Here is a 12,968-nt window from a genome sequence, read left to right on the forward strand (position 1 = left end):
TTGCCGTCATGACAGCGTGCTCATCCAGGTGAGCAGCTTGTCAATCGCTTGTCGTGTATTTGTAAAAATAATGACGCGCATGGAGGAGGCCGAAGTGTTTCACACATTCGGCTCCTCCATGCGCAGTCGGAACTTGCGATTGCTTCTAAGCAATTGATTCCAAAGGAAGACGCACATATTTGATGGCGCGCCGGTAATAGGTGTAGGCTACATGAAGCGCGCCATCTGGTCCCTGCGTGATGGAGGGATAGGAGAACTCGCGATTGAGCATATCCTTCGAATTGTTGCTCAGGCAGTAACCGTCACCGGTATCGAGATCGAACTTGCGTTTGAAATGACCATCTGTATTGGCAGAAACTGCAAGGCTGAGCGGCGCGCGCGGAACGCCCCAGATGGCCTTTCTGGCCGGCATGCTCGAAATTTCCGCGACAGGCGCCTTATCGCTTTCTATTTCGTCATAGAGCGAGTGGCGTCGCGCATCGGAGGACGCGGCATTGCTGTGGTTGTAAACCATCGCGATTCTCCGGTCCGTCAGCCCTACGGCCTGGATCGAGGAATTATTGTTGGGCAGATTGGTCGGCTCCGGAGCGCTCCAGGTCTCGCCCTGGTCTAATGACAGCGAGGCGCGAATATTCTCCGAATAACGATCGCGGAAGAAGGCGATCATCCTATCGCCCTCGAGCGGTATGATATTCATGTGCACGGCGCCCAGACTGCCTTCTATCTCCTTCATTTGCCAGCTCTTTCCGGCATCGCGGGAGATCAGAACGCCTGCAGTGTCGGCATCGCCGCTCCAGCGCTGACCGGGTAGGCTGATGCAACGGAAGATGGGAAGTAACCAGTCGCCTTTGCCATTAACGACAATCTGCTGCCGCACGAAAGTGCCTGGCAGGTCGCAGAGAATGGTGGGCGGAGCAAAACTCTTGCCACCATCTTCAGAGATCCGGCATTTGACAACCGCGCCGTCCTGATCGCCAGATGTTTGCGAGGTGTAAAGCAGCCAGACCCGACCATCCGGCGCGTTGAAAATCAACGGATTTTGCTCGGATTTTGCCGGATCATCAGACATTTTCTCCGGTTCGGACCAGCGATCCGCGCCGGGTGCCAGCAGCGACATGTAAATCGAGATGTCACCCATGCCTTCCATCGTGCCGCCAAACCAGACACAGGTCAGCGTGCCATCGGCCAGAAAAGCGAGATTGGCGGCATGGTTCTGGATGCAGGGAGAGGGCAGATAAGCATCAAAGCGGCCAATCTGGGCGGTATTTTCTCTGACGACACCGTCCATCAACGCCGGAATGTCCTCGGGCTTCAAACCTGTCATTTGCATGGCATCCTCCTTTACGGCAGCTTTGCGTAGCCTTCGGCGAGTGCCGCATATTCGGCATCATTGAGCGGCACCAGCGGCGGGCGCGTGCGCCGCCAGCCGGCATTGCCGGTCTTCAGGCCAACCATGGCTTTGATCGTCGGGATCTGGACATAGGAGTTCGACAGGGTGCGGAAGGCATTGATGCGCGCCTGCGCAGCCTCGACCTCTGCCCTCTTCGTCTCGTCGTGGACATGGTCGTAGACCGTGCGCAGCGAATTTGCGACGAGGTTCGAGGTCGCGGTAATGCAACCGGCGCCTCCGGCCTTCAGGAGCGGCAGCAGCAGCGGGTCGGCACCGCATAGCACCGAGAAGCCAGGGCAGGCTGCGATGATCGCCTGCATGTTATTGAAATCGCCTGCAGATTCCTTAATACCGACGACCGTTTCCGGGAAGGCTTCAACCAGGCGGCTGATCAGCGGAATGGAGAGCGGAACGCCTGAGACCTGCGGGATATGATAGAGGATCACCTGCAGCCTGGTATCGCCGATCTTCTCCAGAATCTGCGCATAGGCAGTGAACAGCCCCTCATCGGAGACGCCCTTGTAGTAGAAGGGCGGCAGCATGACCACCTTGGTAACGCCAAGCGAAAGCGCATGCTTCGTCAGTTCGACCGTCTCGGGAATGGCGACGACGCCGGTGCCTGGCAGCAGCTTGTCGGCTGGAATGCCAGCCTTCAGAGCCGCTTCGAGGATCATGCGGCGTTCGGGGGAAGAGAAGGAGTTGGCTTCGCCCGTCGTCCCGAGCAGTGCAACGCCGGAGCAGCCTTCTTCGATCAGCCGCTGGCAATGTTCCGCGAAAAGGCCGAGATCGGGGCTGCCATCGGTATTGAGAGGGGTGGTGGCGGCGCTATAGACGCCTGTAATCTTGTGATTGCTCAAAGTATCCTCCTCGTCAGACCGGGCCTTCCCGGCACGTTCCTACGCTGTCGTATTCATCTCAATGCGGCGTAGTTGTCAATCTTACAAATTTGAAAACTTCGTATGCGCATTTTCAAGTTATTGATTTCTATCATTAAATAATTGATGTCATCGTTTTTAATCTTTCGTACCCTATTTTCCATTGACAGATTTACATTATCGCGCAAATGTCAGCGCCATATCGCGCAGCTTCGGGGAGGTCTTTCGAAAGGCGCGCTATTTGCCACGGAGGAGCAAATGACAATTGGTAGTGACCAAAACTTTTCGCAGATTTCCCGTCGTGAAGCGCTGAAGCTCGGGCTTGCGGCCGGTGTCGGCTTCTCGCTCTTCGGTGCGAGCGCGCGCATCGTCATGGCGCAGGACGGACAGGTCTTGAAGGCCATCAATCCGGCCTTCGACCAGGACTGGTCGCCGCTGCGCGGCGGCGGCAGAACCTTCCGCTGGAATTCCTTCTGGTGGGCGTCGCCGATGTATTTCGACGCCGAGGGCAAGATCCAGCCTTACGTCTTCACGAGCTGGGACTCGCCGGACAAGAAGGTCTGGACGTTCAAGATCGACCCGAAGGCAGTCTTCTCCGATGGCAGCAAGATCACTGCGGCCGATATCAAGGGCTCCTGGGAGGTTTCTTCCATGCCCAATACGAAGAACCAGCGCGTCGATCAGGTGCTGAGCAAGGTCGCCGGTTACAAGGAAATCTCCGCCGGCTCCGCCAAGGAGCTGACCGGCGTAACAACGCCTGATGAATTGACGGTTGTCTGTACGCTGACGCAGCCAGATCCGATCTTCTTCATGCGCCTTGCCAACCACATCGTCCCGATCACCAAGGCCGCCCAGTCGCGCGGCAGCGATGGTGAGGAGGTGGCCGATTGGTACAAGCCTGATAGCAGCGCCGTCTATTCCGGTCCCTTCAAGCTGACGGCGCTTGATATCGACGCCGGCACGCTGACCTTCGAGCCGAACGAAAAGTTCTTCGGACCGAAGCCGAAGCTCGCCCGCATTGAGATCAGTTCGATCGAAGACAACGTGACTGCGACCTCGCTGATCAAGTCCGGCGAATACAATGCTCACACCGAGCTCGTCACCTCGACGATCATCCAGGATCTCGGCCCGGAGTTTTCTGCCGGTCCGCTCATCCCGACCAGCCAGCATTTCTGGTTCAACACATCGCGCGCGCCGATGGATGACCCGAAGGTGCGTCAGGCGCTGATCATGGCAGTCGATCGCGACGGCCTGTTCAAGGCGTCCTATCCGGATGGTCCGCACAAGAAGGCCGACCAGATCCTGAACTCGGTTCCGGGTGCTGACAATTCCGGTTTCGAACCCTATCCGTATGATCCTGCAGCGGCCAAGAAGTTGCTGGCTGAATCGAGCTATGGCGGTCCTGAGCGTCTTCCAAAGCTGCTGTTCGTCGGCGTTTCCGGCCCGGCGATCCAGGCGGCTGCCCAGTTCATCGCCGAGCAGTGGCGCCAGAACCTAGGCATCACTGCCGTCGACATGAAGCCGCAGCAGGACGCCTATGCCGGTCCGGACCAGAACTCGGTTCAGATCTTCCGTGATGACGTCGGTACGCGTGTTCCCGATGCGGTCTCCTATCTCGCCGGTTCGATCGCTTCCACCTCGTCCAACGCCCAGAACAAGCTCGGCGGATACAAGAACGACAAGGTGGACAGTCTGCTGGCGGAAGCCGCAACCAAGGCTGCCGATGATCCGGATCGCGTGAAGCTCGCGCAGGAGGCCCAGAAGGCCTTCCGCGACGACTGGGCCTTCCTTCCGTGGTACTCTCAGGCGATGTCGCGCTGGGCAACCAAGGACGTCAAGGCAATGGAAAAGAACCTCGACTGGCAGGTCGTGGCTCCCTGGGATGTTTCCATCGGCTGAAGCCGATAGCAGGGCCGCATGATGCGGCCAAAGCAGCGGCGCGAAGGCCGAAAGGCCTTCGCGCTATATTTCAAGAAGAACCGGCGGCTGCGGCCTCCCGCGGGAATGCGCCGGGCAAGAATGGGAGGTGGCCTTGCTACGCTATGTGTTCACGCGGTTTGCCATCTGGATTCCGTCTGTCCTTGTCGTGATGATGGCCGTCTACGCGATGGCGTTCTATGGCGCGGGCGATCCGATCAAGCTGATCTTCCTTCGCGCGCCTGGTGACGTCGCTTACAACCCACAGCGGATCGAGGCGATCCGCGAAAGTGCTGGTCTCAACAAGCCCTTCATCGAGCAGTTCGGCCTCTATGTCTGGAACCTCCTGCACGGGCAGTTCGGCAATTCGCTGACATCCGGCCGCTCCGTCTGGGCAATGGTTTCGGCAGCTGCTCCCGTCTCCTTCCAGCTTGCACTCTGTTCCATCATCCTGACGACGGTCGTTGCGATCCCGCTCGGGATGATCGCCGCTCTGAACCAGAACAACCGCATCGACTATACGATCCTCGGTACGGCACTTTTTCTCTGGGCGATCCCTGCCTATGTCGCCGGTCCGCTGCTGATGGTGGCGCTGATCGTGCTGCTGCCGATGATCAAGGTGCCCTACGGCTGGGGCGGCGTCTTCGACATGCGCATCATCCTGCCGCTCGTCGTGCTCTCCTTCCAGCCGATCGCGCTGATCGTGCGCCAGACGCGCGCCGCCGTTATCGAAGTGCTGTCCGAAGATTTCGTTCGCACCGCGCGTGCCAAGGGCGTGCCGGAAATCGTGGTGGCGCTGAAGCATATCCTGCGCCCGGTGCTGACGCCCGTCGTCACACAGCTCGGTCTCATCATGATCACCATCGTCAACGGCGCCATCTTCGTCGAGCTCGTCTTTGGCCTGCCGGGTCTCGGCCGGTTGACCGTGCAGGCGCTCACCAATTCCGATTATCCCGTCATTCTCGCGATCACCCTGATCGGATCCTTCCTGGTCATGGTGTCGAACCTGCTGGTCGATGTGCTCTACCCGCTGCTCGATCCGCGCGCCAATGATTCCAGAAGGAGCCGCTGATCATGTCCGCTATTCCTCTTTCGACGATCGACACGGCCGAGGAGCCGCCGGTCAACCTGTGGCGCGATGCCTGGCATCGCCTGAAGCGCAACAAGCTTGCGATCTTCGGCCTGATCGTGATCGTGGTCCTCGCCTTCACGGCGATCTTCGGTCCGTATCTGACGCCATATGACTATCTCAGTCAGGATCTTGCCTCGCGCAATGCACCGCCGTCCCTCGCGCATTTTTTCGGAACTGATGATCTCGGCCGCGACGTCTTCAGCCGCATCGTGTTTGGTACGCGCACGGCCTTCCTCGTTGCCGTCATCGTCACCTTTATCGCTGTCGTGATCGGGCTTCTGCTTGGTGCGGTCGCCGGCTTCTTCGGCAATCCCTTCGACCGGGTCATCATGTGGCTGACGGATGTGACGATGTCGGTACCGAACCTGCTTCTCGTCGTCGTTATCAATGCATCGCTGAAGACGCCGATCACCAAATGGATGGAGGCGCAGTATCTCGCGACCCTCAATCCGTTCTACCGCCAGACGGTCTGGGTGGACTTCCTCCTGGTCTTCGGTTCGATGGCGCTGATCTCCTGGCCGCCCTATGCGCGCCTCGTTCGCGCGCAGGTCCTGTCGATCCGCAATCGTCCCTACGTCATGGCGGCACAGGCGCTTGGCCTTTCCAACTGGATCGTCATCATGCGCTACATCGTGCCGAATGCGCTTGGTCCGTTGATCGTTTCCGTCAGCGCCGGCCTAGGCACGGCAATGGTGCTGGAAAGTGCCTTCAGCTTCCTCGGTGTCGGGGTTAACCCGCCCACGCCGAGCTGGGGCAACATGATCTCGGACGGCCTACGCGTATGGCAGCATTATCCGCATCTCCTCGCCGCTCCGGCGGCCGTGCTCGGTCTTGCTTCGGTGGCCTTCAGCTTCCTCGGCGATGGCCTCAACGACGCACTCAATCCGCGGGGCAGCAAATGATGAACGCAACCACCAGTGAACGCCTGCTGGACGTGAAGGACCTCACCATCGAGATCGACACGCGCCGCGGCCCGGCCGTCGTCGTCGACGGCATCGACCTCTACGTCAACAAGGGCGAGACGCTTGGCGTCGTCGGTGAATCCGGCTGCGGCAAGAGCCTGACGATGTTGAGCCTGATGCGGCTTCTGCCGAACAAGATCAAGGTAACGAAGGGTACGGCCAAGTTTGACGGCCGCGACCTGCAGAAGATGTCGAACCGCGAGCTGCGCAAGGTGCGCGGCGGCGATGTCGGCTTCGTCTTCCAGGATCCGATGACGTCGCTCAATCCGGTCATGCGCATCGGCGACCAGATCTGCGAGCCGCTGATCTATCACCGCGAGATGTCGAAGAAAGAGGCACGGGCTCGCGCCGTCGAGCTTCTGCGCCTCGTTGGCATTCCGGGGCCGGAAGAGCGGCTGATGGCCTATCCGCACGAGCTGTCCGGTGGCATGCGCCAGCGCGTGATGATCGCGATCGGCCTTGCCTGCAATCCGAAGCTTCTGATCGCCGACGAGCCGACGACTGCACTCGACGTGACGATCCAGGCCCAGATCGTCGATCTGGTGAAGGATCTGCGCGCCAAGCTCGGCATGTCCGTCGTCTGGATCACCCACGACCTCGCGCTGATTGCGGGTCTCGTCGATCGCGTCGCCGTGCTCTATGCCGGCACGGTCGTGGAAGATGCGCCTGTGGACGAGCTTTATGCTCGTCCCAGCCATCCTTACACGCGCGGCCTCTTGTCCTCGATCCCGAAGCTTTCGGATGCGCCGGCAAGCCGCCTGTCCTCGATCGGCGGCACGCCGCCGGAGCCCGGTCGCCGGCCTAAAGGCTGCCCCTTTGCGCCACGCTGCCCGCTGGCCGAAGCCGTCTGTCATGAGCGTGTGCCGCGGCTCGAGCCAATTTCCGGCAACAGCGCGCATCGCGCCGCTTGTTTCGTCGTCCAGAGAATGCAGGAGGCTGCGTGATGGGTGCTCAACCGCTCTTGAAGGTCGAAAACCTCGTCAAGCATTTCCATGTCAAGCTCGGTGCTTTCGGAGAACGCTCGGCGACCGTCTATGCGCTCGACAATGTCAATCTCGAGATCATGGAAGGCGAGACGCTGAGCCTTGTCGGCGAATCCGGCTGCGGCAAGTCGACGACCGGCTTCACCATCCTCAATCTCTACAAGGCGACCAGCGGCAAGGTAGTCTACAAAGGCCAGGATCTTGCGACACTGGACGAAAAGCAGATGCGGCCGTTCCGCCGTGACCTGCAGATCGTCTTCCAGGATCCCTATTCAACGCTGAACCCGCGCATGACGGTCGGCGAGGCGATCGGCGAGCCGATCCTCTTCCACAAGCTTGCCACCAAGGCCGAGCTGAAAGACAAGGTCGCGGCGCTGCTGACGGATGTCGGCCTGCCGACACGTTTTGCCCAGCGCTATCCGCATGAGCTCTCGGGCGGCCAGCGCCAGCGTGTCGTCATTGCCCGCGCGCTTGCCTGTCAGCCGAAGTTCATCGTCTGCGACGAGGCGATCTCGGCGCTCGATGTGTCGATCCAGGCGCAGATCATCAACCTGCTGCTCGACCTGCAGGAAAAATACGGCCTGACCTATCTCTTCATCGCCCATGACCTGGCTGTCGTGCGCCATATCAGTACCCGCGTCGGCGTCATGTATCTTGGCCGTCTGGCCGAGCTCGCAACGCGTGAAGAGCTCTTCGACAATCCGCTGCATCCCTATACGAAGGCGCTGCTGTCGGCTGTTCCCGAGACCGATCCGGAGCTCGAGCGCACCCGCAAGCGCCAGATCCTGCAGGGCGATGTGCCGAGCCCGCTGAACCCGCCAACAGGCTGCCGTTTCCATACGCGCTGCCCGATCGCGATGGAGGTTTGCAGCAAGGTCATTCCGGAATGGACGGAGGCAAAGCCCGGCCATCTCGTCGCCTGCCATGCCGTCAATACGGGGCACGCCTCATGACGCTGAAAGTCGCCATCATTGCCGACGACCTGACCGGCTCTCTCGATACGGGGACCCCCTTTGTCGAGGCCGGGCTGTCAGTCGCTGTGGCGATCGATATCGAAGCGGCCGGCAAGTCGCTGGAAACCGGTGCCGAAGTCGTGGTGGTCAATACGGCCTCGCGCGGCCTGCCGGAGGAGGAAGCGGATGCGCGCGTGCGGGCGGTTGCCGAGACCCTGCGCGCTGCCGGGTCGGCCATCTTCATGAAGAAAATCGACTCCCGGTTGAAGGGCAATGTTGCGGCCGAAAGCATTGCGCTGGCCGATGTGTTGGGTCTCAAGACTATCCTCATGGCGCCCGCCATTCCCGATCAGGAGCGCATCACCTATCGCGGTTGCGTGGTCGGGCGGGGCGTTGAGCATCCGTTGCCGATCGCCGATCTCTTTGCCGGATTTGGCCGCGAAGTATTGGTCGCCGATGCCGAGGACGATGCCGATCTCGATATCGTCGTCGTCGAGAATGACTGGCTTTCGACGCTTGCCGTCGGCGCTCGCGGTCTGGGCTCCGCACTGGCGCGCCGGCTCGGCGAGGCTGCACGGCTCCCGCCGGAATTTCTTGCGACGCGGAAGACACTTTTTGCCTTCGGCTCCCGCGATCCGATCACCGCCGCGCAGATGGACAGTCTTGAAGCCTCGGGTGCGCTCCGCATCGTCATGGATGCGCCGATGGGCGTGGTCGAAAGCGGCGAGGGGCTGGCACTGCCGGCGCTGATGCGCTGCACGGGCGAGATGAAGAGCGATGCCGCACTCGTTGCCACTCGCTTTGCGCAGGGTGTGAAATCGGTCATAGATGATACGAACCCGGACATGATCATGGTGGGTGGCGGCGATACTGCGCTTGCCGTTTTTCGCGAACTGGGCGTTTCAGTCCTGTTTCCGAAGGGGGAAATCGAAGCCGGTATTCCGTGGTTTGACGTTACCGGTGTCAACGGGCGGCAATTCCGGTGTGCCGTCAAGTCGGGGGGCTTCGGCAATTCCGATAGTTTGCTAAGACTGATCGTTCGGAATCAGGCGGCTTAACGGATGCCAGCGGGGAGAATGAGAGTGGATGAAGCGAATGGCGGATCGGTGAAGCCGGAGGCAGCGCCTGCAGCTCGACCGGAGCGCGGCAAGGCTGTGAAGCTGGTCGACCGTGTCTTCGATCAGTTGATGGAGCGTATCCGCGCCGGCAACTATCCGCCGGATTCACGCCTTCCGGGTGAACATGAACTTGCCTCTCTGCTCGGCGTCTCGCGCCCCATCGTGCGCGATGCGCTGGCGCGTCTCAGAGAGCAGGGGATTGTCTATGCAAGGCAGGGGGCTGGCACCTTCGTCAGCGCGCATGGCTCGCCGACAGCGCAGCTTGCCTATTCGCCGGTCAAGACGATTGCCGATATCCAGCGCTGCTACGAATTCCGCCTGACGATCGAGCCGGCTGCCGCCTATTTTGCCGCCAAGCGCCGCGACGATGCCGCGATCCAGAAGATTGCCGCAGCCCTTGCGGATCTGCGTGAAGCGACAAGTCATCAGCTACACCGGGTGGATGCCGACTTCGTCTTCCACCGTGCCGTCACCGAGGCGGCCAACAATCACTATTACACCGCCTCCATGGATGCGCTAAAAGCGCATATCGCCGTCGGCATGCATCTGCACGGGCTTTCGCTGCTCGGCCCACGACCGGGCCTGGAGCAGGTGTACCAGGAGCATAACGAAATCTACAAGGCGATCGCCGAGGGCAGGGCGGAGAATGCCCGTGACCTGATGCGGGCGCATCTCGAGGGTTCACGCGACCGCCTGTTCGAAGGCCGAGTGCTCGACCTGTCCTTCTAGGGAAGCGCGGCTTCGGGATGTGGACTCGAGGCCTCATTCCTCGAATAAAGCTCGTTCCGTCGCGAATATCTTGGTGATGTATTCGGCGACGGTCCGGATCGGCAGATCCTTGCGCTGCTGGCGTCGGGTGAGAAGCCAGGCCTCCCGCGGCGGCGGGACGAGCTCGAGCGAGCAAGCATAGAGGCTTTTTTCTGTGCGACCGATGTAATGCGGCAGGAGTGCCAGACCTGCGCCTGACTTGGCAGCCATCGCCTGGGAAACCTGATTGTTGGCGCGGAAGGACACACGCGCGTGCGAGAAGTGGCGGGCCAGCCAGATCGCCTCGGGCACATAGCCGTTCACCTCGTCAAATCCGACGAAGACGGGTTCCGCGCCGTTTTCGACCTGCCGGCAAACCTCCTGCGTTCCGTAAAATCCGTATCCGATTGTCGCGAGCTGCTTGGCAATGAGATCGCCGTCCTGAGGTTTTGCCAGGCGTATGGCGATGTCGGCCTCGTGGCGTTCAAGGCTTATGGTACGCAGGTCAGTCGCAAGGTCGATGTCGAGGCCCGGATATTGTTTGGTGATTTCCGCCAGACGGGGGATCAGGAAGCCCTGCGAGAGTGCGGGCGACGCGTTGATGCGCACCAAGCCTTTCGGCGTGTCATCCTTCCAGCCCCGTCCGAGCGTCTGGACGGAGGCTTCCATATCGCTTGCTGCAGTGAGTGCGCGGGTTCCGGCGGGTGTGAGCACATAGCCGTCCGGGCGGCGCTCGACCAGTTTTTCGCCGAGCGTTTCCTCCAGTGAATGAAGCCGGCGGGCAATCGTTGCATGGTTGACGCGCAATGTGCGGGCCGCCGCTGACAGACTGCCATGTCGCCCCAATGCGAGGAAGACCCTGATGTCCTGCCAGTCCGGCTCTGTGCGTTTTTTATCAGCCATTGGCAAAGAATAGCGAATTTTTCTCAGAAGGGAACGGCACTAAATAGGAGGCGACCTCGAAACAGAAAGGTTGCCGACATGACCTCTTCCAATCTCAATCTCACGCTTATCGGCGGACCGACCGTGCTGATCGAATACGGCACGCTCCGGCTTCTCACCGATCCGACCTTCGACCCGCCGGGCCTCTACAAGGAAACACCGGTCCGTTTCGAAAAGACCTCCGGCCCTGCATTGTCGGTCGAAGAGATTGGTCGGCTGGATGCGGTTCTTTTGAGCCACGACCAGCACTTCGACAATCTCGACAATGCCGGGCGGGCAATGCTTCCTGACGTCCGCACCACCTTCACGACGAAGGCTGGAGCGGAGCGGTTGGGCGGCAATGGGCTGGGCCTTGCACCGTTCGAAACCGTAACGCTGGAAGGCGCCGGCGGCGAGAAGCTGCTGGTCACCGCAACACCTGCCCGTCACGGCCCCGTCGGCATCGAGCCGATTTCCGGTGATGTCGTCGGTTTTGCTCTCGGCCGCGAAAAGCCAGGTGACCTTCTCTACGTGACCGGTGACACGGTCTGGTACGAGGGTACGGCCGAGGTTGCGCGGCTGTTTTCTCCCAAGGTCGTGCTGTTGTTTACGGGCGCTGCCGAGCCCCGTGGCCGCTTCCACGTGACGATGGGCAGCGAAGACGCTCTGGAGGCGGCGCACGCCTTCCCGAACGCCCTCCTCGTATCCGCGCATAACGAAGGCTGGGTGCACTTCCGCGAAACTCAGGACCAGCTCGCACACACGTTCTCGGTGTTCAACCTCAAAGATCGCCTGAAACTCTTCGAAAAAGGCAAGCCGCTCGCCGTTGACCTAACGGCCTGATCACCTCTCAAACATGGCGCAAAGCGCCATCTTCCAAGGAGACATACCATGAGCAATGAACAGAAAGTCGCAATCGTCACCGGTGCCTCGCAGGGTATCGGCGCAGGCATCGTCGAAGCCTATCGCAAGGAAGGCTATGTCGTCGTTGCCAACTCCCGCAACATCCAGCCGTCGTCCGATGCAGGCATTGTTGTAGTACCCGGCAGCATCGGCGAGCGTGGCGTGGCCGAGCAGGTCGTCAAGACGGCCATCGAGCGTTTCGGTCGTGTCGATACGCTGATCAACAATGCCGGTGTCTTCATCGGCAAGCCGTTCACCGACTACACGGTCGAAGACTTCAACAAAGTCATCAACGTCAACGTTGCCGGCTTCTTCCACGTCACGCAGTTTGCCATTGCCCAGATGCTGAAGCAGGGCCATGGTCACATCGTTCAGATCACCACGGCCCTTGTGGACCAGCCGATCGCCGATGTTCCCTCGGGTCTGGCAACGCTGACCAAGGGCGGTCTCGACGCCGTCACCCGCGGGCTTGCTATCGAATATGCCAAGAGCGGCATCCGCGTGAATGCGGTGGCACCCGGCATCATCAGGACGCCGATGCATGCGCCGGAAACGCACGCTTTCCTCAGCGCCCTGCATCCGGTCGGCCGCTTGGGTGAGGTGAGCGAAGTCGTCGATGCCGTGCTCTATCTGGAGCGTGCCGGCTTCGTCACCGGCGAGACACTGAATGTCGACGGCGGCCAGCACGCCGGCCGTTGGTAAGCCGAGAGAATAGGCAACGGACGGAGCGCTCCATAGCGCCCGTCCTTCAAGGAGAACGACAATGCCTTATGTGAATATCAAAGTGACGCGTGAAGGCACGGCTCCGGGCGCAACCAGCACGACGCCGGAGCAGAAAGCCGCCCTGATTAAAGGCGTCAGCGATCTGCTCTTCGATATCCTCGGCAAGCCGCACGACAGCACCTTTGTCGTCATTGATGAAGTCGAGATGGAAAACTGGGGTGTCGGTGGTGTGCCTGTGCCTGAATATCGCAAGCAGCTTGCGGAAAAAGCAGCAAAGCAGAAATAGTGTCGTGGCGGCCTGCAAAGCCGCCACTCGCTTATGATCAAACGCAATGCATGGAGTA

Annotated in this window: 13 protein-coding genes; 10 read left to right on the forward strand and 3 right to left on the reverse strand. The window is 60.4% G+C overall.

Going from position 1 to position 12,968, the window contains the following annotated elements; translation table 11 throughout:
- Positions 1–145: 145 nt before the first annotated feature.
- Positions 146–1,330 carry a sialidase family protein gene (locus AC1DTN_RS02880; RefSeq protein WP_113322727.1) on the reverse strand — a complete coding sequence of 395 codons (1,185 nt, stop codon included), beginning with the start codon at positions 1,328–1,330 and terminating at the stop codon, positions 146–148.
- 11 nt (positions 1,331–1,341) lie between these two features.
- Positions 1,342–2,247 carry a dihydrodipicolinate synthase family protein gene (locus AC1DTN_RS02885; RefSeq protein WP_477919914.1) on the reverse strand — a complete coding sequence of 302 codons (906 nt, stop codon included), beginning with the start codon at positions 2,245–2,247 and terminating at the stop codon, positions 1,342–1,344.
- A 276-nt stretch (positions 2,248–2,523) separates the two neighbouring features.
- On the opposite strand from AC1DTN_RS02885, the gene AC1DTN_RS02890 reads away from it, so the two are divergent.
- The 7 genes from AC1DTN_RS02890 to AC1DTN_RS02920 all read left to right on the forward strand — a co-directional run bounded on the left by AC1DTN_RS02890 (position 2,524) and on the right by AC1DTN_RS02920 (position 10,059).
- Positions 2,524–4,164: an ABC transporter substrate-binding protein gene (locus AC1DTN_RS02890; RefSeq protein WP_477919916.1), complete on the forward strand. Its 1,641-nt coding sequence runs from the start codon at positions 2,524–2,526 to the stop codon at positions 4,162–4,164.
- Positions 4,165–4,297: 133 nt separating this feature from the next.
- Complete coding sequence (locus tag AC1DTN_RS02895) at positions 4,298–5,254, forward strand: ABC transporter permease (protein WP_113322721.1); 957 nt, start codon at positions 4,298–4,300, stop codon at positions 5,252–5,254.
- A gap of 2 nt (positions 5,255–5,256) precedes the next feature.
- Positions 5,257–6,216, forward strand: coding sequence for an ABC transporter permease (locus tag AC1DTN_RS02900; protein ID WP_310386123.1), 960 nt, complete (start codon positions 5,257–5,259; stop codon positions 6,214–6,216).
- The gene (locus AC1DTN_RS02905) at positions 6,216–7,220 is read left to right on the forward strand and encodes an ABC transporter ATP-binding protein (RefSeq protein ID WP_405049747.1); all 1,005 of its coding nucleotides are present in this window, start codon (positions 6,216–6,218) and stop codon (positions 7,218–7,220) included. Before AC1DTN_RS02900 ends, AC1DTN_RS02905 begins: the two co-directional genes overlap by 1 nt.
- A complete protein-coding gene (locus AC1DTN_RS02910; RefSeq protein WP_477919918.1) occupies positions 7,220–8,212 on the forward strand; it encodes an ABC transporter ATP-binding protein in 993 nt (330 codons plus the stop codon). The genes AC1DTN_RS02905 and AC1DTN_RS02910 overlap by 1 nt, the downstream gene beginning before the upstream one ends.
- Positions 8,209–9,270 (forward strand): four-carbon acid sugar kinase family protein, encoded by a 1,062-nt coding sequence (locus AC1DTN_RS02915; protein ID WP_113322715.1) that lies wholly within the window; start codon positions 8,209–8,211, stop codon positions 9,268–9,270. Before AC1DTN_RS02910 ends, AC1DTN_RS02915 begins: the two co-directional genes overlap by 4 nt.
- Positions 9,271–9,294: 24 nt before the next feature.
- Complete coding sequence (locus AC1DTN_RS02920; protein WP_477821127.1) at positions 9,295–10,059, forward strand: FadR/GntR family transcriptional regulator; 765 nt, start codon at positions 9,295–9,297, stop codon at positions 10,057–10,059.
- A gap of 33 nt (positions 10,060–10,092) precedes the next feature.
- Here AC1DTN_RS02920 and AC1DTN_RS02925 read toward each other — a convergent pair whose 3' ends face one another.
- The gene (locus tag AC1DTN_RS02925; protein ID WP_310386113.1) at positions 10,093–10,980 is read right to left on the reverse strand and encodes a LysR family transcriptional regulator; all 888 of its coding nucleotides are present in this window, start codon (positions 10,978–10,980) and stop codon (positions 10,093–10,095) included.
- Between the two features lie 78 nt (positions 10,981–11,058).
- On the opposite strand from AC1DTN_RS02925, the gene AC1DTN_RS02930 reads away from it, so the two are divergent.
- The 3 genes from AC1DTN_RS02930 to AC1DTN_RS02940 all read left to right on the forward strand — a co-directional run bounded on the left by AC1DTN_RS02930 (position 11,059) and on the right by AC1DTN_RS02940 (position 12,910).
- The gene (locus AC1DTN_RS02930; protein WP_477919920.1) at positions 11,059–11,841 is read left to right on the forward strand and encodes an MBL fold metallo-hydrolase; all 783 of its coding nucleotides are present in this window, start codon (positions 11,059–11,061) and stop codon (positions 11,839–11,841) included.
- A 48-nt stretch (positions 11,842–11,889) separates the two neighbouring features.
- Positions 11,890–12,603, forward strand: coding sequence for an SDR family NAD(P)-dependent oxidoreductase (locus tag AC1DTN_RS02935; RefSeq protein WP_439016420.1), 714 nt, complete (start codon positions 11,890–11,892; stop codon positions 12,601–12,603).
- Between the two features lie 61 nt (positions 12,604–12,664).
- Complete coding sequence (locus AC1DTN_RS02940) at positions 12,665–12,910, forward strand: tautomerase family protein (protein WP_113322707.1); 246 nt, start codon at positions 12,665–12,667, stop codon at positions 12,908–12,910.
- Positions 12,911–12,968 lie beyond the last annotated feature (58 nt).

The sequence above is a fragment of the Rhizobium sp. 01T444 genome, from assembly GCF_056398305.1.